This is a genomic window from Photorhabdus sp. RW14-46 (genome assembly GCF_963887965.1).
GTDB classification, from domain to species: domain Bacteria; phylum Pseudomonadota; class Gammaproteobacteria; order Enterobacterales; family Enterobacteriaceae; genus Photorhabdus; species Photorhabdus laumondii.
In genome coordinates, this window is record NZ_CAWPHH010000005.1 from 168,199 (window position 1) to 193,389 (window position 25,191).

The following is a 25,191-nucleotide window of genomic DNA, read 5'->3' on the forward strand; positions in this document are numbered from 1 at the left end:
AGATCTACTTTAATGACGGAAAATCAATATGAAAAATGAACATTCTACATCAATGCGAAAGCGACGAGTTGCACTGATCACGGGTGCTGCCAGAAGATTAGGCGCGGTTATCGCAAAAACATTGCATGCTGAGGGATTCAATATAGTGGTACACTGTAATACATCCCAATTAGAGGCCAACCAACTCGTTCAGGAATTAAATTCGATACGAGCCCAATCTACAATATCCGTGCAAGCCGATCTGAGTGATTTATACAATTGTGAACCCATCATAAATGCAGCAATAAGCGAATGGGGACAATTGGATATATTAGTCAATAATGCCTCAACCTATTACCCAACAGAAATTGGATCTGTTTCCCATAGCCAATGGCATGATTTGGTCGATATTAATCTAAAAATACCGTTTTTTCTGATCCAAACTGCCATGCCTTGGCTGCATCAGGTTCGTGGGAACATAGTCAATATTGTAGATATCAATGCTAAGCGTCCTCTAAAAGGATATCCTGTCTATTGTGCTGCAAAAGCGGGCCTCGCACTACTCACAGAAGCCCTCGCTTTAGAGTTAGCACCCAATATCCGGGTGAATGGCGTTGCTCCGGGAACGATCATGTGGCCTGAAAAAAGTAATAAATTGGACGATAACGAAAAATTCACCACTTTGAAAAAAATCCCCCTTGGCCGAATTGGTGATGGCAAAGACATCGCTGAGGCGGTACGATTTCTTGCAATTTCAGAGTATATTACAGGTCACATCATCAGGATCGATGGCGGTGCAATACTTTCCAGATAAAAGTTCCACGCTAGCAACATACGGTTTCATGATGGAATAATAAGTGTCAGGTGATTTAATTTTTTGCGAGTAAATATGATATGAAGCACGAAAAAGTCATAGCAGCAGTAGCAATTGGAAGTAATCTTAGTCAGCCTTATTACAACTTGTTAACAGCAGAAAATCATTTGCTGGCATTGAAGGAAAGTACAAACTTCCGATTTAGTCCGATATATAAAACAGCACCGATTGACAGTACAGGAGCACCAGACTACTTGAATGCCGTTGTTGTCTTTGAAACATCGCTAACACCGGTCGTTTTGCTCACCGAATTGCTAAGTATTGAAACTCTCAACGGCAGGAAACGCTCGTTTGTCAATGCTCCTCGAACGCTGGATCTTGATTTACTCTTATACGGAGACAAGGTTATATCTACGGAGAACCTGATTGTTCCTCATCCGAGGTTTCATAAGCGCTTCTTTGTTTTGACACCACTCAATGACTTATTACCTGAAACACAACATCCACTCCTTAAAGCATCGATTAATGAACTTGAGCAAAGATTGCAAACACTGTATGAAAAAGAGAAATATATATCTCATTTCGACCAAACATTTCGATCTGTTTCTACTAACATTCATTAGAAAAGGGCCAAAAACGACACATTGTTATCAATCAAATTTCTGTGTATTAACATGAATGATTCATAAATATGAATATGGCTTCATAATAATGGGTTATTAGAGCAAAGGAATTCAACACAGCTCAGACCGTTTCAGTGTGAGCTGGGAGATACCGTAGCCAAAAAGCAATGAAAAAGAGGAGAAAATAGCAAATGCAAGGATGAGCTGACAGTAACTTGCACTTGCAACCTTACTGCAAGTTACTGGATAACAGCCGCCGCTTTAAAAATATATTCTTTGAATAGCAACGCCAGCGCCGCAGCAACAATAAACCATTGAAGTCGATCAAATTTACCTTCAAGTTTATCAAAACGTTTATCTATAGATTCAAAACGTTTATCCATAACTTCAAGGCGTTTATCTATTAATTCGAATCGCTTCTCAACAGATTCAAAGCGTTTATCAATAGATTCGAAACGCTTATCAAGTGATGCAAAGTTAACCTCGGTCTCACGGCGCAGATTATCAACACTTTCCTGAGTTGCAAGATGTTGCATATTCTGCCCTCGGTGTAAGAGAGCATTCAGTACATCGCTCGTATTAAACTCTATTTTTTTATCATCTGAGCCACTCATTTTTTACTCCCTCTCTCTATTAGACAGAACGAATATTACTTTCAGTATACACTCACTGGCAAAATTTAGAAAACCCCACGGAAGCATTAGCTACCGTGAAGTCTTCGCAAGATGACAGATTACATATGCTGAATAATCGCGTCACCAAATTCACTGCATTTCAGCAGCTTAGCCCCTTCCATCAGACGTTCGAAATCATAAGTCACAGTCTTCGCTGCAATCGCGCCTTCCATACCTTTAACAATCAGATCTGCGGCTTCTGTCCACCCCATATGGCGTAACATCATCTCAGCGGAAAGAATCACAGAACCTGGATTCACCTTATCCTGACCGGCATATTTAGGTGCTGTACCATGAGTCGCTTCAAACAGAGCACATTCATCACCGATATTTGCTCCCGGAGCGATACCGATACCACCAACCTGAGCAGCTAGTGCATCAGAAATATAGTCACCATTCAGGTTCATACAGGCAATAACATCATATTCAGCAGGACGCAGCAGAATCTGTTGTAAAAACGCATCTGCGATGACATCTTTGACAATGATCTCTTTACCGTTTTTCGGATTCTTAATTTTTACCCAAGGACCACCATCCAACAGTTCACCGCCGAACTCTTCACGAGCAAGCTGATAACCCCAATCTTTGAAAGCACCTTCGGTGAACTTCATAATGTTGCCTTTGTGAACCAGAGTGACAGATTCACGGTCATTATCAATTGCGTATTCGATGGCAGCACGAACTAAGCGTTTAGTGCCCTCTTCAGAACAGGGTTTCACACCGATACCACATTGCTGTGGGAAACGGATTTTATTCACGCCCATCTCTTCTTGCAGGAATTTGATCACTTTATCCGCTTCAACAGACCCCGCTTTCCATTCAATACCGGCGTAAATATCTTCCGCGTTTTCACGGAAAATAACCATATCGGTCAATTCAGGTTGTTTGACCGGGCTTGGCGTTCCCTGGTAATAACGAACAGGACGCAGGCAAACATACAGATCTAATTGCTGGCGCAATGCTACGTTCAGAGAACGAATACCGCCACCAACTGGCGTCGTCAGAGGGCCTTTAATGGCGACGCGATATTCACGGATCAGATCCAACGTTTCATCCGGCAACCAAACATCTTTACCGTATACATGAGTCGATTTTTCACCGGTGTAGATTTCCATCCAGGAAATTTTACGCTCACCCTGATAGGCTTTCTGAACCGCTGCATCGACAACTTTCAACATTGCAGGGGTAACATCGACACCAATCCCATCCCCTTCGATATAAGGGATGACCGGGTTATTCGGAACAACCAGTTTACCTTTAGCGTCGACTGTTATTTTTTTACCTTCCGCCGGAATAACTACTTTGCTTTCCATTAACCTCTCCTTTCAAGTAAGCGTAATACCTTGTTAATTTTTTGTAAGGGACGTGTCAATACTACTTGAATATTCTGCGAACGCCAATTGATAGCAGATTAATGTATAATGCCCCTTCCATTTTATTCAGTGATCTATGATGACAAATATCGCTATTAAAAAACACAAACTTAACCGATTCAGCCAAAGAAAAATATCGCATTCTGTCAAAAAACCAACAGAACCTCGTCGAGTGTTGATATTTAACAAACCTTATGATGTTTTACCCCAATTCACTGATGAAATGGGCAGAACAACGTTAAAAGATTTTATCCCGTTCCCTCATGTGTATGCTGCCGGGCGTTTAGATCGTGACAGTGAAGGATTACTAATTCTGACGAATGACGGTAAACTTCAAGCACAGCTAACCCAACCGAATAAAAAAACAGCCAAAGTTTATTATGTGCAAGTTGAAGGCGTTCCCGATGAAATCTCTCTCGATAAGTTACGCAATGGCATCATATTAAAAGATGGGCCTACCCTACCCGCAGGTGTCGAGTTAGTTCATGAACCGACATGGCTCTGGAGTCGCCATCCACCGATTCGTGAACGTAAAAATATTCCGGTAAGCTGGTTAAAAATAACACTTTATGAAGGCCGAAATCGTCAAGTGCGCAGAATGACAGCACATATCGGTTTTCCTACACTTCGGCTGATTCGTTTTAGTATGGGAAACTTACCATTAGGCAAGATGAAACCCGGTGAATGGAAGGAGATTAATTTTGTTTAGCCCCCACATCACAGTTGCCTGTATTGTCCATGCCCAAAATAAATTCCTGGTCGTTGAAGAGACAATTAATGGCAAAGCATTATGGAATCAACCCGCTGGTCATCTTGAGGCTGGTGAAACATTGTTACAAGCGGCGGAACGCGAATTATGGGAAGAAGCCGGGATTCAGGCTAAGCCGCAAGCACTGCTGAAAGTTCATCAATGGGTTGCACCAGACGGCACCCCCTTTATCCGTTTTCTGTTTCTGGTTGAAATGGAACAACAAACCGTACCCCATCCGCAAGACCGTGATATTGATTGTTGCCATTGGGTTACAGCAGAACAAATATTCAGTAGCCATTATCTTCGTTCTCCACTCGTCGCAGAAAGTATTCGCTGTTACCTGCAAAACGAAAAGCATCCTCTCACTCTACTGGATAGTTATGTTTCTCCGTTTATTTAATGGCAAAACAGTGATACGTTTGATGCACCCCGATTTGCAACGTGTTAAAGTACGGCGCTTGTTTTTTTCTCCAGTGAGATTCCCATGTCAGATAACAGCCAGAAAAAAGTCATTGTCGGCATGTCCGGCGGTGTAGACTCCTCCGTTTCCGCCTATTTGCTACAACAGCAAGGTTATCAAGTGGCTGGCTTGTTCATGAAGAATTGGGAAGAAGATGATGATGAAGAGTACTGTTCAGCCGCGACTGATCTGGCTGATGCCCAATCCGTTTGCGATAAGTTGGGCATCGAACTTCATACCGTCAATTTTGCTGCCGAATATTGGGATAATGTTTTCGAACATTTTCTTGCTGAATATCGAGCAGGCAGAACACCTAACCCAGATATTCTATGTAACAAAGAAATTAAGTTTAAAGCATTTCTGGAATTCGCTGCTGAGGATTTAAGCGCGGATTACATCGCAACAGGTCACTATGTTCGCCGCAGAGATATTAACGGTAAAAGCCAATTATTGCGTGGGCTGGATAATAATAAAGACCAAAGCTACTTCTTATACACGTTAAGCCACCAGCAAATTGCTCAAAGCCTATTTCCGGTCGGTGAACTGGAAAAACCAGAGGTTCGTCGTATCGCTGAAAAAATCGGTCTGGTGACGGCAAAGAAAAAAGATTCCACCGGTATCTGTTTTATTGGCGAGCGCAAATTTCGTGACTTCCTTGGCCGTTATTTACCCGCCAAACCTGGCCCGATTATGACAGTAGATGGAGAATCCCTTGGTGAACATCAGGGGCTGATGTACCACACACTGGGTCAACGTAAAGGTCTGGGAATCGGTGGAACGAAAGAAGGCAGCGAAGAGCCGTGGTATGTCATAGATAAAGACGTTCAGAACAACATCCTGATCGTGGCACAGGGGCATGAACACCCCCGTTTAATGTCTACCGGCCTTATTGCTCAGCAACTTTACTGGGTTGACAGACAGACATTAACTGAAAAAATCCATTGCGTCGTCAAAACACGCTATCGTCAGCAAGATATTCCTTGCACTGTCACCCCCATAAGCGAAGATAAAATAGAAGTCCATTTTGCTAATCCTGTCGCCGCAGTCACCCCCGGCCAATCAGCCGTCTTTTATCAGGGTGAAGTTTGTCTTGGCGGTGGAGTGATCGAACAACGTTTGCAGGAGTAATTGTGGCAAAGAATCATTACAACATTACACTAGCGCTGGCGGGAATTTGCCAGTCAGGTCGCTTGGTACAACAACTGTCTCATGAAAACCAGTGTGATACTGATGCTGTTACCACCATGGTTAATAGCATTTTAAACACCAACCCGGCATCTGTTTTAGATGTGTTCGGCAATCATGAACGCAATCTGAAAATTGGGCTGAACGCAATGCTAGGGATGTTTAATAGCTCTAACAATGGTATTTCTGCCGATCTTACCCGCTATATCTTGAGTCTGATAGCATTGGAGCGCCGGCTAATGAAAAATCAGGCAGCTTCCGATGCATTGGGTAACCGTATCAGTTTACTTGAACGTCAACAGGCATATTTCGAACCCATGTCAGAAGGGATGTTCAACGCGTTGGCCGGTATTTATGTCGATGTTATCAGCCCATTAGGTCCACGTATCCAAGTGACTGGTTCCCCTGATATCCTGCGCAATCCACTGGTACAAGCGAAAGTCCGGGCTATTTTACTGGCTGGCGTCCGTTGCGCGGTCTTATGGCAACAAGTTGGCGGTGGTCGCTTGCAATTAATGTTTTCTCGTCAACGTCTGATCCAACAGGCGAAAGATATTCTTTCTCATTGTTAAATAAAATCCGGGAGTTGCTACCAATGGAATTATCCTCACTGACTGCTGTTTCTCCGATCGATGGCCGTTACGGCGATAAAGTCAGCGTATTACGTACCATTTTTAGTGAGTTTGGCTTACTGAAATTCCGCGTACAGGTTGAAGTACGTTGGCTGCAAAAACTGGCAGAATGTGCTGAAATTAAAGAAGTTCCCGCGTTTGATACAGACGCAAACGCTTACCTGAATGAAATTATCGCAAATTTCAATGAACAGGATGCAATGCGTATTAAAACTATCGAACGCACCACTAACCACGATGTCAAAGCAGTGGAATATTTTCTGAAAGAGAAAGTTGCACATATTCCTGCACTACATCAAGTTTCTGAGTTTATTCACTTTGCCTGTACTTCTGAAGATATTAACAATCTAGCTTATGCGCTGATGCTACAAACCGCCCGAGAAGAAGTACTTTTACCCCAATGGCGTCAGATGATTGATACCATCAAAAAAATGGCGAGTGAATATCGAGACTTACCACTGTTATCTCGCACTCACGGCCAACCAGCCACACCTTCCACGGTTGGTAAAGAGTTTGCCAATGTTGCTCACCGGATGGAACGTCAATATCGCCAACTGGAACAAGTCGAAATACTCGGTAAAATTAATGGTGCCGTAGGTAACTATAATGCCCATATAGCCGCTTACCCACAGGTTGATTGGCATCAGTTTAGTGAAACTTTTGTGACTTCGCTCGGCATCAAATGGAATCCATACACGACCCAAATCGAACCCCATGATTATATTGCTGAATTGTTCGATACTATCGCCCGTTTCAACACGATTCTGATCGATTTTGACCGTGACATTTGGGGTTACATCGCACTTAACCATTTCAAACAGAAAACGGTTGCCGGTGAAATCGGTTCTTCCACTATGCCACACAAAGTCAATCCAATTGATTTTGAAAACTCGGAAGGCAATTTGGGGCTGGCAAATGCGGTATTTGGTCATCTGGCAAGCAAGTTACCGATTTCCCGTTGGCAACGAGATCTGACTGATTCAACTGTATTGCGTAACCTTGGAGTTGGCCTGGGATATGCTCTGATCGCTTATCAATCTACGATGAAAGGCTTAAATAAGTTAGAAGTCAATGAGCAGCACCTGCTGGATGAGCTAGATAAAAACTGGGAAGTGCTGGCTGAACCTATCCAGACAGTGATGCGTCGCTATGGTATCGAAAAGCCTTATGAAAAACTCAAAGAACTTACCCGCGGTAAACGCGTCAACGGTGAAGGAATGAAAACCTTTATCGATGGACTGGATTTACCGGAAGAAGAGAAAATACGATTGAAAGCCATGACGCCAGCAAATTATATTGGCCGTGCAATCACACTGGTTGATGAATTGAAGTAGTTGATATTCAACAGACGGATACAACATCCGTCTGTTGCTATACCCTATGGATTTCAAGATGCATCGCGACGGCAAGGGAGAGAATCCCCAGGAGCATAGCGAACTATGTGACTGGGGTGAGCGAGTGCAGCCAACAAAGAGGCAACTTGAAAGATAACAGGTATATCCTTATATAAACCAATCCCAAACATACCTTAATCTATTTCCACTTAACGTCTTGCTGTTACAGATCCATGTATCTAACATACTCAGCAGAACCATGACATTGAATTTTTTACCGGCAGTTTTGTCTATATAATAGTCCGAATGAATTGATTATTACAATAACTGCCTGCTGGAGTTGAGAGGAATTATTCCATGCGGATATTGATCGTTGAAGACAACATGTTACTGCGTCACCATCTAACGGTACAGCTTCGTGACACCGGTCATCTAGTTGATGCCGCTGCAAACGCCAAAGAAGCCGATTACTATCTGGTCGAGAGCGAACCCGATATTGCCATTGTTGATCTTGGTTTGCCCGGAGAAGATGGTTTGAGTTTGATCCGTCGCTGGCGCCAAAAAGATGAAAAACTCCCCATTCTTGTTTTGACCGCCCGCGAAAGCTGGCAAGAAAAAGTCACGGTTCTTGATGCAGGAGCAGATGATTATGTTACCAAGCCCTTTCATCTTGAGGAAATTATTGCCCGTATGCAGGCACTCCTACGCCGTAATAATGGGCTGGTTTCTCAGATTATTGAATTCCCACCTTTCAAAATCGATCTGTCACGCAAGGAATTTACAGTTTACGGGGAGAGCGTCAAACTAACGGCGTTTGAATACCGAATCATTGAAATACTGATGTGTAATAGCGATAAAGTTGTCACTAAAGAGTCATTAATGCGCCAATTATATCCCGATGCTGAACTGCGCGAAGGTCACTCCATCGATGTCTTAATCGGCCGACTAAGAAAAAAAATATTAGATATTTGGCCTTATGAAGCTATCGTGACTGTCCGGGGCCAAGGCTATCGCTTCGATGTGTAAAACTTTCATAGGTAAAAAAGTGCTTAAGCACAAAAAGCAGCCTTTCTCACTCCGTACCCGGTTTTTAATGGCAACTGCTGCGGTTATTCTTGCTCTTACCATGTCTTACGGTATTGTTGCCATTGTCGGTTACCTGGTCAGTTTTGATAAAACTGCTTATACACTGCTACGTAGTCAGAGTAATCTATTTTTCAGCCTTGCTCAGTGGAATAACAATCAGCTAGATATTTCAGTCCCCCCCAATTTCACACTGAATAACCCATCATTGGTTCTGATTTATAACAACAAAGGTGCCATCCTCTGGCGTCAACACCATATCCCAAAAGTCGAAAACTCTATTCCTAGTGAATGGTTAAAAGAAGACGGTTTATATGAACTGGATACTGACCTAAAAAGCAGCCGGGATTTGCTAAAAAACTCGGCTAACACACAAGGACAATTAGGTAAACTTAATTCACTTGACGAAAATGAAGATAATGAGCTAACTCACTCCGTTTCTGTCAACAGATATAGTGCAACAGCTCATTTGCCAGCGTTAACCATTGTCGTCATCGATACCATTCCACAGGATTTACAAAAAACAGTTCTAGTGTGGGAATGGTTCGGTTATGTATTGATTGCCAATCTTATTCTGGTTATCCCATTAATCTGGCTGGCCGCACACTGGAGTTTACGGCCAATTAAATCGCTTATTCATCAGATCAGTTCATTAGAAAAAGGTGAGCGGGAAAAATTGGATGAAAATCCACCGACAGAGCTGCGGGGGCTAGTTCGTAACCTTAATGTGTTGCTCAATAATGAACGCAATCGCTATACAAAATACCGAACAACACTGGCTGATCTGACACACAGCTTGAAAACGCCACTGGCTGTTTTACAATCAACTCTCCGTTCTTTGCGTGACAGCAAACAAATGACTATTCAACAGGCAGAACCTATCATGCTTGAGCAAATTGGCCGTATTTCTCAGCAGATAGGCTATTATCTGCATCGTGCCAGTATGCGCAGTGAACACAGTACTATTATGCGGAAAGTCTCTTCTGTTCCTGCTTTACTAGATAGCCTATGCAGCGCTTTAACAAAAGTCTATCAGCGTAAAAGTGTCAGTCTCACGTTAGATGTCTCACCGGAGATCACCTGGCTTGGTGAGAAAAATGACTTTATGGAAGTCATGGGTAATGTGTTGGAAAACGCCTGTAAGTACTGCCTTAAATTTGTTGAGATCTCTGTGACGATTGATCACGATTCGGTAATGATTATTGTCGACGACGATGGTCCAGGGGTGCCAATTGAAAAATGGGACATCATTTTCCAACGAGGTCAACGTGTTGATACTTTGAAGCCTGGTCAAGGGCTTGGATTGTCAATTGCTTCTGAAATTATCGAACAATATAAAGGTGATATCAGTATCAGTGACAGTCCACTTGGTGGTGCCAGAATTTGCGTTATATTCCGATGCCAGCAAATTAATGATGATGATTAGTTAAATATGCCAGTGTAGTCTGATACTGAGTTTAACTATTCGTTATAATACCCTGAAATTCACTTCACACTCAGGATGTCACTATGGACTATCAGTTGAATCTGGACTGGCAGGCATTTTTGCATAATCATTGGCAAAAACGGCCTTTACTGATTAAACAAGGCTTCCGTCAATTCATTGATCCCCTCACTCCCGATGAACTCGCGGGGCTGGCTATGGAAAATGAAGTTGACTGCCGTCTGGTCAGCCAGAAAAATGGCCGTTGGGATGTCTCTCATGGTCCATTCGAAAGTTACGATCATTTAGGTGAAAAAGAGTGGTCACTGCTGGTACAAGCGGTTAATCACTGGCACCGTCCTTCCGCCGCATTAATGCAACCATTCCGCGTATTATCTGACTGGCGGATAGATGATCTGATGGTCTCCTTCTCCGTTCCCGGTGGTGGTGTTGGTCCGCATCTAGACCAATACGATGTGTTTATCATTCAAGGAATGGGCCGCCGTCGCTGGCGCGTTGGGGAAAAGCTACCAATGGAACAACGCTGCCCTCACCCCGATCTATTACAGGTCGATCCCTTTAGTGCCGTTATTGACGAAGAGATGGAACCAGGCGATATCCTCTATATCCCACCAGGATTTCCTCATGAAGGTTATTCCATCGAAGATTCACTAAATTATTCAGTTGGTTTCCGCGCCCCCAATTCCCGTGAACTGTTCAGTAGCTTCGCCGATTATGTGCTGGCTAATGATTTAGGCAGCTATCGTTATAGCGATGCCGATCTGACTTTCCGCGAAAATCCGGCGCTGGTCCAGCCGCATGAATTATCAGCGCTACACACCATGATGAACGAGTTATTGGCACAGCCTGACACTTTCCAACAATGGTTTGGTGAATTCATCTCTCAGTCACGGCATGAACTTGATATTGCGCCACCAGAGCCACCTTATGAAAGTGATGAAATTTATGAATTAATGAAACAAGGTGAAAATCTCCACCGTCTTAACGGATTACGGGTTATCAGGGTTGGTGATCAGTGCTTTGTTAACGGTGAATTAATAGATACACCTCATATTAAAGCGGCTGATGTTCTTTGCTGCCATTATGAAATTAATGCAGAAATGCTTGGTGAAGCGATAGATGATGTTCGTTTTATCAGACTGCTCACTGCATTGGTCAATAGTGGTTACTGGTACTTTAATGATTGATACCTCATCCCAAGAGGTTGATTTCAATAATATTGATTTTCTCCCCACTAAATCACAAGTGATTATAGTGGGGACTTCTTAAGTTCGCTTCGCTCTCAATTAGCATTCAGGAAGGAAAATTCCGCAGAGTTTGTTAAGAACTGGTAGTGCCAGGGTTTGCCGTTAATATCCGATCAAATTAACTCCTACTGCAAAACGCCTGACTCATTTCCGACTTTTTAGACAACAGTGCGGTTAATTCAGCAATGCGCATAACAACACTGACAGCCTGTTCCATTCCTTCCAACGAAACAAATTCATGTTTGCCATGATAATTATACCCCCCCATGAATATATTCGGGCAAGGTAAACCACGAAACGACAATTGTGCGCCATGAGTACCGCCACGAATCGGTTTAATAATGGGTTCAATATTACAATCCAGCATTGCCTGTTTGGCAATCTCAATAACATGCGGATATTTGATAACTTCATCATGCATGTTGTAATAATTGTCATCGATAGTCAGTTCGATATAACAACCAGGATGCAATCCCTCACCGGCTTTTTCAGCAATTTTAATCATCTTCTTTTTACGTTCTTCGAAGTTATTCCGATCAAAATCACGAATGATATAGTGCATTTCAGCACACTCAACTGTGCCTTTAATACGTTGCAAATGATAGAAGCCTTCATACCCATCGGTATGTTCCGGTGTCTCTTCCGATGGCAATGCTTGATGGATATGGATCGCCAGTGATAAGGCATTGATCATCACATTCTTAGCACTACCAGAGTGAACATTATTACCAACAATCTTAACGGTTACTACCGCCGCATTGAAATTTTCAAATGCCAGTTCACCTACACCACCACCATCTACGGTGTATGCCCACTCAGCATCAAATGAATTAATATCAAAATAGCGTGCTCCCTTACCTATCTCCTCATCAGGTGTAAACGCAATCCGAATATCACCATGTAAGATATTGCTATTTTTCAGACGAACCATTGCAGTAATGATTTCTGCAATACCCGCTTTATCATCGGCACCAAGCAACGTTTTACCATCGGTGGTAATCAGTGTTTTCCCCAACATATTATGCAAAATAGGAAACATAACCGGTGATAACACTTCATTACCCGCCCCCAGCGCAATTTCACCACCTCGATAATTTTCCAACATTTGTGGACTTATATTTTTTCCAGAAAAATCAGGTGAAGTATCAAGGTGAGCAATAAAACCGATAGCAGGTACAGGCCAAGATGTATTGGCAGGTAATGTTGCCATAACACAGCCATGAGCATCCTGTACCACATTGGAAAAACCTAATTCGATCAACTCCTGTTTCAGCGCTTTGGCGAGTTCGAGCTGCCCATGACTACTGGGAATCGTCTTCGCTGACGGCTTTGACTGAGTATCAAAAGATATGTATTTAAAAAAACGTTCTAGTAATCTGTCCATTATTCTCTTCCCCCAGGGATTTTGTTACCCATTATGAGGAAGAGAAACACAATAATTATTGCGTCAAATCAGCTTTAAATTCTTTAATACTATCAATTAACCTTCGAGCATACTCATCGACTATCTTACTGGCTGGTCCATAATGCTTTTCATCAAATAAACTTTCTACCTGACTCGGTTCTAAGTTCAGCTCTACCGTGTGCGCCCCCGCCAATTTAGCTTCATGTACAAATCCAGCCGCAGGATAAACATGGCCAGAAGTGCCAATAGCGATAAAAATATCTGCCTGAGCCAGTGCAGAATAGATCTGTTCCATCTCCAAAGGCATTTCACCAAACCAAACAACATGTGGGCGCAATGGTGAAGGGAACTGACAACAATGGCAACGTTCATCTGTCGTTAAATCGTCTGTCCACTCAAACACTTGCCCAGATTGGCAACAACGAATTTTGAACAACTCACCATGCATATGCACCGTGCGATAGCTACCCGCCCGCTCATGAAGATCATCGATATTCTGAGTAATCAACAAAAAATTATCGCCAAGTTCATGCTCCAGCGCGGCTAAAGCATAATGCGCTACGTTCGGTTTTATCTCTGATTGCTGAAGTTGATGACGCCGAGCATTATAAAATGCCTGCACCAATTCTGGATCCTTCTGAAAACCTTCAGGTGTAGCAACATCTTCCACCCGATGTTCTTCCCACAACCCATCAGAGGAACGGAAAGTCCGAATACCCGATTCGGCCGAAATACCGGCTCCTGTCAATACCACGATGTAAGGTTTTTTCATATTAAGCGCCAATCGATTGTCCCTATAAAAAATCCGGCTACGAAATCTCTGATGCCTCAAACGCTTAACCTTACGAAGCCGGCCAAGCCGACTAAGCCGACGACGAACTCGCATACTGATTTCCTTCAAGATTTCTTAAATGTTGCTTAGGTTTCTATTTTTTATACCATAACGTTTTGATTAGCTCATGCCAATAATAGATTAATTATTTTCCACTTAAAATTCGTACCGGATCAAGTCTACTTGCCCGCCTTGCCGGATACCAACTGGCTAATAAACTCAGAATCAGAGCCGTCGCCAGAACATACAGAACATCCATGCCATGCAACTCAGATGGCAGGAAATCAATGAAGTAAACATCACCGGAAAGAAATTGATGCCCGATCAGCTCTTCCAGCCCATGAATAAGCGCTGTCAGATTCAGTGATGCCAACACGCCAGCTACAGCACCAGCAATACTGCCCGTCATCCCCGTCAATAACCCATACCAGAGAAAAACTGCTCTAATTTGCCTATCCTTAGCGCCGAGGGTTCGCAGGATAGCAATATCACTGCTTTTATCTTTTACCGCCATAATCAGGGTAGAAACGATATTAAAACATGCCACGCCAATCACCAGAATCATCGCCAGATACATAATGCTACGTACCATCTGAATATCATGATACATATAGCCATAATTTCTTATCCAACTACTGATATAGACATATTCCTGTGATGCTTCCCCGGCAGACCTTACTCGTTGATCAGCGGCAAATACATCATCAACCTTGATCGCAATGCCAGTGATCCCTTGCCCATAATCTAAATATTGTTGAGCATCGGCCAAAGGGACCAAAGCCAAACTATGATCAAGCAAACCACTCAATTGAAAAATCCCGCTAACTTGTAAACGAATCCGTTTTGGTTGCAACAGTTTCATTTCGGGATCATTGTTCGGGATCATGACAGTCAACCAATCCCCCTGCTTAACCTTTAAAGCATTAGCAACTCCCTGCCCCAGAATGACCTGTTGATGACCCGCCTGAAAATTTTGCCAGACATTATCTTGGACAAATTGTGGTAATGAGCTGACCTGAGATTCAGTGACTAAATCAACCCCTCTCACCTGAACAGCATGCAAGCTGGCACCTTTTTCCATCAATCCAGTGAAAGTAATATAAGGTGAAGCCGCAACCACACCGGTGGTGTTTTTTACCCGTTCCAATGCAGGCTGCCACTGTTCAAAAGGCTGATGAACCGTATAAATTTCACCATGAGGAACAACAGAAAGGATGCGGTTTCTCAATTCTCGTTCAAAACCATTCATGGCACTTAGACCAATGATGAGAACAGCGACACCAAGCATAATCCCTAACGTAGAAATCACCGAAATCAGAGATACCATACCGCCACGGCGACGCCCGCGACTAAATCTCAAGGCAGTGACCAAAGAGAGAGGCAAATTCGCCATTACAACGCTCCCGTCACGGTCAATTCATCCTGTAAATAGCCATCACGCATCTCCACCTGACGATTTAACCTGCCGGCGAGATTCAAATCATGGGTGACAACCAGAAATGCCGTGCCTTGCTGCCGGTTAAGCTCACCCAATAATGCAAAGATGCTATCTGCATTACGTAAATCGAGGTTACCGGTAGGTTCATCCGCTAAAACTAAAGAAGGTTCATTAACCAACGCTCTGGCAATTGCCACACGCTGGCGTTCTCCCCCTGACAATTCTGATGGACGGTGATGAGCACGCTTCTCCAAACCAACAGCCGCCAGCATTTCGAATGCTTTCTTCTGTGCCTGACCGCGATTTTTACCACCAATTAACAGTGGCATAGCGACATTCTCTACCGCATTAAAATCTGGCAACAGATGGTGAAACTGATAAATAAAGCCCAATTCATGATTTCGCAGTTCTGCTCTGGCTCCGGAGGACATTTTATTCAAAGAGTGCCCTTTAAAAAGGACTTCACCAGAAGTCGGTGTATCCAACCCACCAAGCAAATGCAGAAGCGTACTCTTACCTGAACCGGAACTTCCCACAATCGCCATCATTTCACTCTGATTGATAGCAAAAGTGACATTTTTCAGCACTTCGGTCAGTACTTGCCCTTCCTGGTATTTTTTACACAGATTATTACACAACAATAGTGGTTGATTATTCATAACGCAAAGCCTCAGCAGGTTGAATGGCAGCAGCACGCCAGGAAGGATATAACGTAGACAATAGAGCAATCGCCATCGCTGAAATTGCGATTGTAGCAACCTGTAGCGGCTCAATGGCAACAGGCAGCTCAACACCTGAGGTCAATAAGCCAATCAGTGGCATTAAGTTATTAAGCTGACTGGAAAGCAGAACACCAAGCCCAGCTCCCAGTAAAGTGCCGATGATCCCGGCTCCCGCTCCCTGGATCATAAAAATCGCCATAACCTGACGACGTACCAGTCCCTGTGTCTGCAAAATCGCCACTTCTCCCTGTTTTTCCATGACCAGTAAACCAAGCGAAGTGATGATATTGAACGCAGCCACGGCAATAATCAGGCTTAACAATAAGCCCATCATATTTTTTTCCATCCTGACCGCTTGGAAAAACTCACCTTTACGTTCGCGCCAATCTTTCCATAACAACCCTTCCGGCATGGTTTGTAAGCTCAAACTATCTACAGCCAATGGTTCTGAGAGATAGAGACGCCAGCCAGTAATGTGACCTGGCGGATAGCGCATCAGACGGGCTGCATCTTGCTGATTAACCAGAATCTGTGTGCCATCGACTTCGCTATTAGACGCAAAAGTGCCAATAACAGTAAATAGACGCTGACTAGGAATACGCCCCATTGGTGTCAACTGACTTGCACCAGGCACCATCAGGCGAATGCGATCACCGCGTTTTACCCCAAGCTCCCCGGCCAGTTTTTCGCCCAAAATAGCATTGTAGCTACCGGGTTCAAGTTGATGACGATAAGCGCCGGTTAAATATTCAGTCAGCGGCTCATATTCATCAAAAGCGATACCCAACATCACACCAACACCGACATTCCGGGCGCTTTGCAATACAACATCCCCCATCACCAATGGCGTCATCCTGTCAACCTGCTTGAGAGCCGCAAGTTCACTGGCAGGATGCGCTTTTGGGTCTAGCGAGCCGTTTGCCGACGTCACAACCGCCTGTGGCATCAAGCCAAGAATACTGGTTTCCAGTGAACGCTCAAAACCATTCATCACAGACAATACTGTAATTAATGCGGCAACACCGAGAGTAATGCCAATGGTTGACAGCCAGGAAACAAACCGACCAAATTTATCAGCCGCCCGACCACGCATATACCGCAACCCTATAAATAATGAGACAGATTGAAACATGAAATCTGTTACGCCCCTGTTGCCAAAGCAAAGTGTTCGGGGATAATAAAGGGTAGTTATATTTTATGGAACCACCAACATCCAGATTCTGTGGTTTTTTTATTTTCTCTCAACCCGCCAGCGTGTTTACTTGAAGACCATTATGTGTCGAAAGCCTGTTGGGAATGGACTGAATCATAGAGAACACATTGACGCCTATGTCCTCAAAATATCGTTATGAACTTCCCGAACGTCGCGGTGATAACCGTCAATTAGGCCAACTTACTGGTGCCGCTTGCGCGGTAGAGTGTGCTGAAATTATCGAACGCCATCAAGGCCCTGTCGTACTGATAACCAAGGATATGCAAAACGCCTTACGTCTGCATGATGAAATCCATCAGTTTACCGACTGCTCCGTTGATCTCCTTTCCGATTGGGAAACACTACCGTATGACAGTTTTTCTCCTCATCAGGAGATCATTTCCAACCGTCTGTCTACACTTTACCGTCTGCCGACGATGACCAAAGGTGTTTTAATCCTGCCGATAAATACCTTAATGCAACGGGTTTGCCCTCATGAGTACCTTAAAGGGCATGCACTCGTTATGCACAAAGATCAGAGACTCTCACGGGATAAACTCCGTACTGAATTAGAACAGGCTGGCTATCGTAGTGTCGAACAAGTTCTTGAACACGGCGAATTCGCTACTCGTGGCGCACTACTTGATCTTTTCCCTATGGGAAGTGAGCATCCCTATCGTATTGATTTTTTCGATGATGAAATCGACAGCTTACGCATTTTCGATGTTGACAGCCAACGCACGCTGACTGAAGTTAAACAAATCAACCTACTGCCTGCTCATGAATTCCCAACCGATAAAGAGACAATTGAACTGTTTCGCAGCCAGTGGCGGGAACGTTTTGAAGTCCGTCGTGACAATGAGCATATTTATCAGCAAGTCAGTAAAGGCACGTTACCGGCCGGGATAGAATACTGGCAACCGTTGTTTTTTAACCAACCCTTGCCTTCATTGTTTGATTATCTACCCGACAACACTTTGCTTATCAGTCAAGAAATAAACCATTCCGCCGAACGTTTTTGGCAAGACATCCAACAACGCTTTGAGAGCCGTAAAATTGACCCAATGCGCCCTCTCTTACCCCCAGAAGAGCTTTGGCTTCCGGCTGACAATTTATTCTCAGCGCTAAAAAACTGGCCCCGCATTCAACTTAAAACAGAGGAATTGAGCAAAAAAGCGAGTCACGTAAATCTTGATTATCAACTGCTGCCTGATCTCTCCGTTGTTGCGCAAAATAAGGCACCTCTGGATAAGCTTCGCCGATTCCTTGAACAATTCAGTGGCCGCGTTATTTTCTCTGTTGAGAGCGAAGGACGGAAAGAAACGTTACAGGAATTATTGTCACGAATAAAGATTAAACCCATTAAAATCAGCAAATTGCATCAAGCACAACAGCCAGGTCACTTTTTGATGATTGGTGCCGCTGAACATGGTTTTATCGATACAAAGAATGAACTGGCTCTAATCTGTGAAAGCGACATGCTTGGTGAACGTGTTGTCCGCCGCCGTCAAGATACCCGTCGCACGATTAATACCGATACCCTGATCCGTAACCTTGCAGAATTACGCCCCAGTCAGCCAGTGGTCCATTTGGAACATGGCGTTGGTCGTTACCAGGGGCTAACTACGCTGGAAGCAGGTGGTATCAAAGCTGAATATCTGATCTTAAGTTATGCCGGTAACGACAAACTTTATGTTCCGGTCTCTTCCCTGCATTTGATCAGCCGCTACGCAGGGGGTGCTGATGAAAATGCCCCATTACATAAATTGGGCGGAGAGGCATGGAACAAAGCCCGCCAGAAAGCTGCCGAAAAAGTACGCGATGTCGCTGCGGAGTTGCTTGACATTTATGCTCACCGCGCCGTAAAACCAGGATTTGCGTTTAAACATGATTGGGAACAATACCAATTGTTCTGTCAAAGCTTTCCATTTGAAACAACGCCAGATCAGGAACAGGCAATTAACGCAGTTCTGAATGATATGTGTCAGCCAATCGCGATGGATCGCTTAATTTGCGGTGATGTAGGCTTTGGCAAAACCGAAGTTGCAATGCGCTCCGCATTTCTGGCAGTCCATAATGACAAGCAGGTGGCGGTCCTGGTTCCGACAACCCTGTTGGCTCAGCAACATTTTGATAATTTCCGCGACCGTTTTGCTAATTGGCCTGTACGTATTGAGATGATATCCCGTTTCCGCAGCGCCAAGGAACAGCAACAAATCGTTGAAATGGCAGCCGAAGGTAAAGTCGATATTATTATTGGTACGCATAAGTTGTTACAAAGCGACTTGCGCTGGAAAGACCTGGGTTTGTTAATTGTGGATGAAGAGCATCGGTTTGGTGTTCGCCACAAAGAGCAGATCAAAGCCATGCGTGCCGATGTCGATATTCTGACCCTCACCGCAACCCCAATTCCACGAACGCTCAATATGGCAATGAGTAGTATGCGGGATCTCTCAATTATTTCGACCCCGCCCGCTCGCCGTCTGGCAGTCAAAACCTTCGTGCGCGAATATGACAGTTTGCTGGTGCGAGAAGCCATACTGCGTGAAGTTTTGCGCGGTGGTCAAGTCTACTACCTCTATAATGATGTTGAAAATATTGAGAAAGCGAAGCTGCGTCTTGAAGAATTAGTACCAGAAGCACGGATCGCCATTGGTCATGGGCAGATGCGTGAACGGGATTTGGAACGGGTGATGACCGATTTCCATCATCAACGATTTAATGTTCTGATTTGTACCACAATTATTGAGACAGGCATCGATATTCCAAGCGCCAATACCATCATTATTGAACGTGCTGACCATTTTGGCCTGGCCCAACTGCATCAATTGCGGGGACGTGTCGGACGTTCTCACCATCAGGCTTATGCTTACCTGCTGACACCACATCCGAAAGCAATGACAACCGACGCACACAAACGTCTGGAAGCCATCGCCTCCCTTGAAGATTTAGGGGCGGGTTTTGCACTGGCAACTCACGATCTTGAAATCCGTGGAGCCGGCGAACTCCTAGGTGAAGAACAAAGCGGTCAGATGACAACAATCGGCTTCACTCTCTACATGGAGCTGTTAGAAAGCGCTGTCGATGCACTAAAAGCAGGCCGCAAACCCTCACTTGAAGACTTGACCAATAGTCAAACTGACGTTGAATTGCGGATGCCTATTTTGTTACCTGATGATTATATTCCTGATGTCAATATGCGTTTGTCTTTTTATAAACGTATTGCCAGCGCCAAAGACGCATCAGAATTAGCAGAATTGAAGGTTGAATTGATAGACCGGTTCGGCACATTACCTGATCCGGGGCGTCACTTATTACACTCAGCAGCCATTCGCCTGTTAGCTCAGAAATTAGGTATTAAACGAATAGAAGCCCATGAAAAGGGAGGGTTCATTGAGTTTAGTGAGAAAAATAAAGTTGATCCAACTTATCTGATCGGCCTGTTACAAAAACAACCTGAAATTTATCGGTTGGATGGCCCCGCTAAACTTAAATTCATCATTGATCTGAACGAAAGAACGGCACGCCTGGAATTCATTCAGCAATTACTTGATACTTTTGAACATCATCAGATCTGCTCTTAAGTCATTTTCACTTCCCCTATGATTGATCATCAGTCTGTGGGGAAGTACTGTGATTTAATTCACACTGTACAGCTATCTGTCTCTTCCACGTAAATCTGTCAAAATCAAGACTCATCTTCATCTGCACTATTGAATAATTATGCTGTGATTTATTCATCAATATTTATTCTAAGATAACAAGCATAGCAAACTATGTGACCGGTGTGAGTGAGTGCAGCCAACAAAGAAGCAACTTGAAAGATAACGGGTACAATAGTAATAACAGCCTGTATTATTAATCTGATACAAAAATTTATTTTTTATCTGAATGATATTTCTCCTGTTGTAATAATAATTTTTCATTATACAACAATCATTTCATATAATTAGCAACAATATATTCTAGAAAAGAAAAAGATAAATTATCCATTTACATACGCCTATTTATCCTTAACCAGCACTCATTAAAGTGATCGAACCAGTTTTTTGGTATCTTAATAACCCCGTCAAATTTTGCCTTAATGTAACAATCAATCAAATATATTGATTAACTATATAAATTACATTCAAACATATTGCTTATTATAAAATAGATTATTAGATATTCTTAATTATTATATTATCTTTTAATTGCGTTATCTTACACTTCGTCTATACCAGTTAACTAAATCTCTATTTGTCTATTTTTTGATAAATTAAATAATAAACATATTTACAACAAGCACGAGAAACCATAATTATGCAAAGTGTCACCTACAATAATATTACATCCGAAAATATTTCCTTGAATAATATTTCCATGCAGATTCTGCGCGAATTGTTGCAATATCGTAGGCACCTTACTGATCCAGTGAAAAATTCAGCTAAAGAAGAAGAAATTATTAAAACTGTACAATTACCCAGAATTGAATACTTTATCAAGAATAAAAAGCCTATCGAATTCATTCTACCGGCATTCCCAACCAAGTCACCAAACATAAATAAAGTACTTGGTACTGCCCCTGATATGGCAGAACGCTTATCTTTGATTTTTCTTAATTCTTTTTGCCAACGTATCCAGCTTTATTATCCTCCTGGTGCTCGCATTATTATTTGCTCTGATGGACATGTTTTCGGTGATCTCATTCATGTCAGTGATGAAGTTATCAGCCAATACCATGAAGATATTAAACAATTACTTCATGAAGTGGGTGCTATCAATTTAAGTACATTTAACCTCAATGACGATAAGGAACTCTGCGAACATAGTGATGATTTTAATTTACAGAGACAGATGTTAGTAAAACATTATGCCCGCTCAGAGGCATCTATCAAAGACGAACTGTTGCAAAATAATAACGGATTACAATTATACCGTGCAGTCACCCGCTTTTTATATGAAGACAGCTTATTACCTGGTTACACCGGATCAAACAATGCCCTACAGAAAGATGCCAAACAAAGAGCTATCGGTGTTATTCAACGAAGTTGGGCATGGGGAAGTTTATTAGATACTCATTTCCCCAAAGCCATACGTCTGTCTATTCATCCTCAACCAGCAGACAGTATTAAATTTGGTATTCATATGATGCCAACCCGGGATGATTGGTTAACCCCTTGGCATGGTGTCGCAGCCAATGTAAATGGGCAATTTATACTTATGAAACACAAAGAAGTTCAGATGATGGGCGGAAAATTAGTAAATATTCATGGAAAACCCAGTCACTATGTAATTTGAAGGAAAATAGCATGACAGAATTAAATAGCTTTCAGATAGAAGAAATAACCCCTTTTGGTTTAAAAATTACGCCTCAATATTCCGATCAACATATTGATACATTACCAGTGGAACAACTGAAAGAACTGGCAAGAAAACACCATCTGCTTATATTACGTGGTTTTAAATCTGATTTATCTGATCACGAGAAATATGAAAAATATGCCCGTAATTGGGGAGAAATAATGATGTGGCCGTTTGGTGCTATTTTAGATGTTCGTGAACACCAAGATGCTACCGATCACGTTTTTGATAATAGCTATATGCCGTTGCACTGGGATGGCATGTACAAACCAACAATTCCCGAATTTATTATGTTCCATTGCGCCCACGCACCTGAAAGCGATCAAGGGGGTAGGACAACCTTTGTCAATACTCGCCGTGTTGTTGCTAATGCTACTCAACAGCAATTAGAACAGTGGAAGAATATATCGATTACTTATCGCATTAATAAAGTCACTCATTATGGCGGGGAAGTTCACTCTCCTTTAGTGGAAGAACATCCGGACAGAAATGGATTCGTTATCAGATATAACGAACCGGCAGTAGATGGAGAAAAATTCCTAAATAAACATGCTATTGAATATCATAATATCAACCCCGATCAAGTAGCAGAATTTCAACAAGATTTTATCAATATATTATATGATAAGCGCCATTTATATGCTCATGCATGGAAAAAAAGTGATCTGGTGATTGTGGATAATTTCTCTCTGCTACATGGCCGTGAAGGATTTACTTCCAAATCAGAACGGCATTTACAGAGAATCCATATTCAATCTAATCCGGCATTTAATAATCAGGCGTTAAGAGCATAGTATTATTATATAACCGAAGGACTGGAAAGATTATTATTTTGACTCCCATTATCATATATTGGGAGTCAAACGATCCAGCCCTATGAAAAATTGTATTTATTAGTCGAATCCTTCCCAATAATTTATTATCCCGATAAATACCCCTATTTTTAATAGCCTTATTTACATCTCCAAGTAAAAAAAGAAACATTTCATCTATAAAAATCCGACACAACCATCTGATAATAAAGAAATAGTTATATTCATAAAAATATAACCAATATCCATATAATGTTTTTAATAAAGAAAAATTTTACTCAACCATTCTTTGAACCATCACATTTTACATAGCTTGAGCCAGCCCTACAGGTCACATTCCAAAGTATTGTGCCTACTGACCAGAATTGGCCGTTAATACGCCAGCCCAGTGCACAAAAACGATATCATTGAGATCAACACTGCTATTAGCAAAATATTGAATACCGGTGTTGGCTCCCACACTAATTAATTAGTTCCTTTTCAAACAATGTCTTATTTTCCTGAAAAGAAAATAAAACATTAGGAATGTCATTTTTATTCAACGGATTCTTTACATCACTGGTACTTCTATTCCAGTGATACTTCCCATTAGTTTCTTCGAACCGATGAATATTACCTTTTTCACCCTTAGAGAACCTAACTTCTTTATTATCATAATTTTTGGAGCTTGGAATTGAGTTTTCAAAAAATTTCAATGAGTCTTTTGGTTCTATTCTGGGTTCGCTTGGAAAACGGAAAATACCCCACATTAAGCTTGTTTTTTATACAAACTGATATTATCTAATATGATTACCGATTTTATCCATTTCCTTCCATTCCACCAGGGTGAGTCTCAAACCTGAAACCTCCCAGATAATTAAGCCTATTCTAATACGTTATTTTATAAATTCGAATTGGCAACAATTCGCGTACTGGCTTGACCTTTTAAGTGCACTATAATATGCTGAAAAGGAATAAACTGAGAAACTTAACTGCCTGCGAGTGAGCGCTTATTGTCGCTCTCTGTTGGATTAAATGGTTTTCATGCCAAACATAAAATAGATGAAATTGTGACTTGATTATGAACCTTTATTTTTACACGTCTAACTCAAAGAAATACACTTATGCCGAATCTATTTTTTCCAGTCATGCTGACATAAACTTGGTTCATAAAAGCTTCGACTTTAAAGAGTTACAAACTAATGATCCTCAAGAAAACCTACTATTTAAATTAAATCAGGTTCCACACGTCCCTTCTTCCTATGTTTTTATTGAGGACAGCACCTTCCATATAAATGCTCTTAATGGTTTCCCCTCGCTGTATACTAAATACATTTTATCTTCATTAGGCGTTCAGGGAATTATTAACCTATTAGCAGAAAAAGGTAACCGTGAGTGTTATTTCATCAATCACTTGGCGCTCAGAACAGAAAATAATAAGGTAGTCTTTTTTTCAGGCACTACAAGAGGGTTATCTATTTCTCTCTCTCCTTTAGAGCGCAGTAATGAGACAAGCTGGTCTGATCTTTGGCAAATATTAAAAGTAACAGATGGTGGGCAGTTCTACAGTCAATTAATTGAAGGAGATAAGCACCTTTTCAACCAACAGAATAACAATACTGATGCTTTTCAACTACTCAGGGATCACCTTACTGAGATAGAGTTATAAAACTAGTTTATTCACGTTACATTAGGTGTTTTTTAATTTTATCAATACATGAACGACTATCGCTCACAATAACGATCTTAGATACAAACTCTGGATGAATGTCAAAGAAGTTATCTAAACGATTATCGAACTGTTTAGCTCATGAATCCTAAGGAGACAAAGATCTCTAGTGCGGATTTATCTATGCCAGCCTTGCTTTT

Annotated in this window: 21 protein-coding genes; 14 read left to right on the forward strand and 7 right to left on the reverse strand. The window is 42.3% G+C overall.

Annotation, left to right across the window (positions count from 1 at the left end):
- Positions 1-28 precede the first annotated feature (28 nt).
- Positions 29-793 carry a pteridine reductase gene (locus AACQ38_RS06535; protein ID WP_207631796.1) on the forward strand — a complete coding sequence of 255 codons (765 nt, stop codon included), beginning with the start codon at positions 29-31 and terminating at the stop codon, positions 791-793.
- Positions 794-873: 80 nt separating this feature from the next.
- A complete protein-coding gene (gene folK / locus AACQ38_RS06540; RefSeq protein WP_011147019.1) occupies positions 874-1,416 on the forward strand; it encodes a 2-amino-4-hydroxy-6-hydroxymethyldihydropteridine diphosphokinase in 543 nt (180 codons plus the stop codon).
- A gap of 239 nt (positions 1,417-1,655) precedes the next feature.
- On the opposite strand, the gene AACQ38_RS06545 is transcribed toward folK, so the two are convergent.
- Both AACQ38_RS06545 and icd read right to left on the reverse strand, forming a co-directional pair.
- Positions 1,656-2,030, reverse strand: coding sequence for a hypothetical protein (locus AACQ38_RS06545; protein ID WP_165577712.1), 375 nt, complete (start codon positions 2,028-2,030; stop codon positions 1,656-1,658).
- Positions 2,031-2,149: 119 nt separating this feature from the next.
- Positions 2,150-3,403 carry an NADP-dependent isocitrate dehydrogenase gene (gene icd / locus AACQ38_RS06550; protein WP_011147021.1) on the reverse strand — a complete coding sequence of 418 codons (1,254 nt, stop codon included), beginning with the start codon at positions 3,401-3,403 and terminating at the stop codon, positions 2,150-2,152.
- A gap of 139 nt (positions 3,404-3,542) precedes the next feature.
- Between icd and rluE the strand changes: the two genes are divergently transcribed.
- The 8 genes from rluE (at position 3,543) to AACQ38_RS06590 (ending at position 11,539) form a co-directional block, all read left to right on the forward strand.
- Complete coding sequence (gene rluE, locus AACQ38_RS06555; RefSeq protein WP_165577713.1) at positions 3,543-4,172, forward strand: 23S rRNA pseudouridine(2457) synthase RluE; 630 nt, start codon at positions 3,543-3,545, stop codon at positions 4,170-4,172.
- Positions 4,165-4,614 (forward strand): NUDIX domain-containing protein, encoded by a 450-nt coding sequence (locus tag AACQ38_RS06560; RefSeq protein ID WP_011147023.1) that lies wholly within the window; start codon positions 4,165-4,167, stop codon positions 4,612-4,614. The genes rluE and AACQ38_RS06560 overlap by 8 nt, the downstream gene beginning before the upstream one ends.
- 84 nt (positions 4,615-4,698) lie before the next feature.
- The gene (gene mnmA / locus AACQ38_RS06565; protein ID WP_165577714.1) at positions 4,699-5,802 is read left to right on the forward strand and encodes a tRNA 2-thiouridine(34) synthase MnmA; all 1,104 of its coding nucleotides are present in this window, start codon (positions 4,699-4,701) and stop codon (positions 5,800-5,802) included.
- Positions 5,803-5,804: 2 nt separating this feature from the next.
- Entirely contained in the window at positions 5,805-6,431 is a 627-nt protein-coding gene (hflD, locus tag AACQ38_RS06570) for a high frequency lysogenization protein HflD (RefSeq protein ID WP_011147025.1), read from the forward strand.
- A gap of 23 nt (positions 6,432-6,454) precedes the next feature.
- Positions 6,455-7,825, forward strand: coding sequence for an adenylosuccinate lyase (gene purB / locus AACQ38_RS06575; protein ID WP_011147026.1), 1,371 nt, complete (start codon positions 6,455-6,457; stop codon positions 7,823-7,825).
- Between the two features lie 357 nt (positions 7,826-8,182).
- Entirely contained in the window at positions 8,183-8,851 is a 669-nt protein-coding gene (phoP, locus tag AACQ38_RS06580; RefSeq protein ID WP_011147027.1) for a two-component system response regulator PhoP, read from the forward strand.
- Positions 8,852-8,870: 19 nt separating this feature from the next.
- Positions 8,871-10,334, forward strand: a complete 1,464-nt coding sequence (gene phoQ / locus AACQ38_RS06585; RefSeq protein WP_011147028.1) for a two-component system sensor histidine kinase PhoQ — start codon at positions 8,871-8,873, stop codon at positions 10,332-10,334.
- An 83-nt stretch (positions 10,335-10,417) separates the two neighbouring features.
- Entirely contained in the window at positions 10,418-11,539 is a 1,122-nt protein-coding gene (locus AACQ38_RS06590; protein WP_011147029.1) for a ribosomal protein uL16 3-hydroxylase, read from the forward strand.
- A gap of 178 nt (positions 11,540-11,717) precedes the next feature.
- On the opposite strand, the gene pepT is transcribed toward AACQ38_RS06590, so the two are convergent.
- The 5 genes from pepT to lolC form a co-directional block, all read right to left on the reverse strand.
- Positions 11,718-12,983 (reverse strand): peptidase T, encoded by a 1,266-nt coding sequence (gene pepT, locus AACQ38_RS06595; protein WP_011147030.1) that lies wholly within the window; start codon positions 12,981-12,983, stop codon positions 11,718-11,720.
- Positions 12,984-13,038: 55 nt separating this feature from the next.
- Complete coding sequence (gene cobB, locus AACQ38_RS06600) at positions 13,039-13,890, reverse strand: Sir2 family NAD+-dependent deacetylase (protein ID WP_011147031.1); 852 nt, start codon at positions 13,888-13,890, stop codon at positions 13,039-13,041.
- A gap of 91 nt (positions 13,891-13,981) precedes the next feature.
- On the reverse strand, positions 13,982-15,229 hold the full coding sequence (lolE, locus tag AACQ38_RS06605; RefSeq protein WP_165577715.1) for a lipoprotein-releasing ABC transporter permease subunit LolE: 1,248 nt from the start codon (positions 15,227-15,229) through the stop codon (positions 13,982-13,984).
- Entirely contained in the window at positions 15,229-15,933 is a 705-nt protein-coding gene (gene lolD / locus AACQ38_RS06610) for a lipoprotein-releasing ABC transporter ATP-binding protein LolD (protein WP_011147033.1), read from the reverse strand. The genes lolE and lolD overlap by 1 nt, the downstream gene beginning before the upstream one ends.
- Positions 15,926-17,128 (reverse strand): lipoprotein-releasing ABC transporter permease subunit LolC, encoded by a 1,203-nt coding sequence (gene lolC / locus AACQ38_RS06615; RefSeq protein WP_165577716.1) that lies wholly within the window; start codon positions 17,126-17,128, stop codon positions 15,926-15,928. The genes lolD and lolC overlap by 8 nt, the downstream gene beginning before the upstream one ends.
- A 197-nt stretch (positions 17,129-17,325) precedes the next feature.
- On the opposite strand from lolC, the gene mfd reads away from it, so the two are divergent.
- From mfd to AACQ38_RS06635, 4 genes are all read left to right on the forward strand, one after another.
- Entirely contained in the window at positions 17,326-20,772 is a 3,447-nt protein-coding gene (mfd, locus tag AACQ38_RS06620) for a transcription-repair coupling factor (protein WP_165577717.1), read from the forward strand.
- Positions 20,773-21,490: 718 nt separating this feature from the next.
- Positions 21,491-22,468 (forward strand): L-tyrosine isonitrile synthase, encoded by a 978-nt coding sequence (gene pvcA, locus AACQ38_RS06625; RefSeq protein WP_165577718.1) that lies wholly within the window; start codon positions 21,491-21,493, stop codon positions 22,466-22,468.
- An 11-nt stretch (positions 22,469-22,479) separates the two neighbouring features.
- Positions 22,480-23,325, forward strand: coding sequence for a TauD/TfdA family dioxygenase (locus tag AACQ38_RS06630; RefSeq protein WP_165577719.1), 846 nt, complete (start codon positions 22,480-22,482; stop codon positions 23,323-23,325).
- Positions 23,326-24,403: 1,078 nt separating this feature from the next.
- The gene (locus AACQ38_RS06635; RefSeq protein ID WP_011147039.1) at positions 24,404-24,991 is read left to right on the forward strand and encodes a non-canonical purine NTP pyrophosphatase; all 588 of its coding nucleotides are present in this window, start codon (positions 24,404-24,406) and stop codon (positions 24,989-24,991) included.
- Positions 24,992-25,191: the final 200 nt, after the last annotated feature.

Coding starts and splice junctions, on each gene's coding strand:
- AACQ38_RS06535 (WP_207631796.1), top strand. CDS start 29: ATGAAAAATGAACATTCTACATCAATGCGAAAGCGACGAGTTGCACTG.
- folK (WP_011147019.1), top strand. CDS start 874: ATGAAGCACGAAAAAGTCATAGCAGCAGTAGCAATTGGAAGTAATCTT.
- AACQ38_RS06545 (WP_165577712.1), bottom strand. CDS start 2,030: ATGAGTGGCTCAGATGATAAAAAAATAGAGTTTAATACGAGCGATGTA.
- icd (WP_011147021.1), bottom strand. CDS start 3,403: ATGGAAAGCAAAGTAGTTATTCCGGCGGAAGGTAAAAAAATAACAGTC.
- rluE (WP_165577713.1), top strand. CDS start 3,543: ATGACAAATATCGCTATTAAAAAACACAAACTTAACCGATTCAGCCAA.
- mnmA (WP_165577714.1), top strand. CDS start 4,699: ATGTCAGATAACAGCCAGAAAAAAGTCATTGTCGGCATGTCCGGCGGT.
- purB (WP_011147026.1), top strand. CDS start 6,455: ATGGAATTATCCTCACTGACTGCTGTTTCTCCGATCGATGGCCGTTAC.
- phoP (WP_011147027.1), top strand. CDS start 8,183: ATGCGGATATTGATCGTTGAAGACAACATGTTACTGCGTCACCATCTA.
- AACQ38_RS06590 (WP_011147029.1), top strand. CDS start 10,418: ATGGACTATCAGTTGAATCTGGACTGGCAGGCATTTTTGCATAATCAT.
- pepT (WP_011147030.1), bottom strand. CDS start 12,983: ATGGACAGATTACTAGAACGTTTTTTTAAATACATATCTTTTGATACT.
- cobB (WP_011147031.1), bottom strand. CDS start 13,890: ATGCGAGTTCGTCGTCGGCTTAGTCGGCTTGGCCGGCTTCGTAAGGTT.
- lolE (WP_165577715.1), bottom strand. CDS start 15,229: ATGGCGAATTTGCCTCTCTCTTTGGTCACTGCCTTGAGATTTAGTCGC.
- lolD (WP_011147033.1), bottom strand. CDS start 15,933: ATGAATAATCAACCACTATTGTTGTGTAATAATCTGTGTAAAAAATAC.
- lolC (WP_165577716.1), bottom strand. CDS start 17,128: ATGTTTCAATCTGTCTCATTATTTATAGGGTTGCGGTATATGCGTGGT.
- mfd (WP_165577717.1), top strand. CDS start 17,326: ATGTCCTCAAAATATCGTTATGAACTTCCCGAACGTCGCGGTGATAAC.
- pvcA (WP_165577718.1), top strand. CDS start 21,491: ATGCAAAGTGTCACCTACAATAATATTACATCCGAAAATATTTCCTTG.
- AACQ38_RS06630 (WP_165577719.1), top strand. CDS start 22,480: ATGACAGAATTAAATAGCTTTCAGATAGAAGAAATAACCCCTTTTGGT.
- AACQ38_RS06635 (WP_011147039.1), top strand. CDS start 24,404: ATGAACCTTTATTTTTACACGTCTAACTCAAAGAAATACACTTATGCC.